Source organism: Odoribacter sp. N54.MGS-14 (genome assembly GCF_000980295.1).
Classification (GTDB): domain Bacteria; phylum Bacteroidota; class Bacteroidia; order Bacteroidales; family Marinifilaceae; genus Odoribacter; species Odoribacter splanchnicus.
Genome location: NZ_LARL01000168.1, coordinates 1 through 898 on the forward strand (window position 1 = coordinate 1; position 898 = coordinate 898).

Annotated in this window: 1 tRNA gene and 1 rRNA gene; both read right to left on the reverse strand. The window is 48.1% G+C overall.

The window, feature by feature from the left end:
• Nucleotide 1: 1 nt before the first annotated feature.
• A tRNA-Ile gene (locus tag WS42_RS14875) sits at nt 2-75 on the reverse strand.
• Between the two features lie 207 nt (nt 76-282).
• Nucleotides 283-898 (reverse strand): 16S ribosomal RNA (locus WS42_RS14880); the annotation flags it as partial.

An 898-nucleotide genomic window follows, 5' to 3' on the forward strand; every position in this document is an offset into this window, starting at 1 on the left:
GTAGTCCCAGGCAGAGTTGAACTGCCGACCTCTACATTATCAGTGTAGCGCTCTAACCAACTGAGCTATAGGACTAGTTCAACCTTGTCTACCTGATGTTAGACTCGGCTTCTTTATTTCTCTTGTTTATCTCTATCTATACTTCTATAGATGGTTGATCTATATATTATAAATAAACAAGTACCAGTAGTACAAAAACAGAACCTTTAAAGTCATTATTTTTAACGATGGCCGTTTTACATTATTCATGTAGAATTGCATCGTCTTACGACATCGCTCCAGAAAGGAGGTGTTCCAGCCGCACCTTCCGGTACGGCTACCTTGTTACGACTTAGCCCCAATTACCAGTTTTACCCTAGGACGCTCCTTGCGGTTACGTACTTCAGGTACCCCCGGCTTTCATGGCTTGACGGGCGGTGTGTACAAGGCCCGGGAACGTATTCACCGCGCCATGGCTGATGCGCGATTACTAGCGAATCCAGCTTCACGAAGTCGGGTTGCAGACTTCGATCCGAACTGAGAGAGGCTTTTGGGATTAGCATCCTGTCACCAGGTAGCTGCCTTCTGTACCCCCCATTGTAACACGTGTGTAGCCCCGGACGTAAGGGCCGTGCTGATTTGACGTCATCCCCACCTTCCTCACATCTTACGACGGCAGTCTCTCTAGAGTCCTCAGCATGACCTGTTAGTAACTAAAGATAAGGGTTGCGCTCGTTATGGCACTTAAGCCGACACCTCACGGCACGAGCTGACGACAACCATGCAGCACCTTCACATTTGCCTTACGGCTATACTGTTTCCAATATATTCAAATGCAATTTAAGCCCGGGTAAGGTTCCTCGCGTATCATCGAATTAAACCACATGTTCCTCCGCTTGTGCGGGCCCCCGTCAATTCC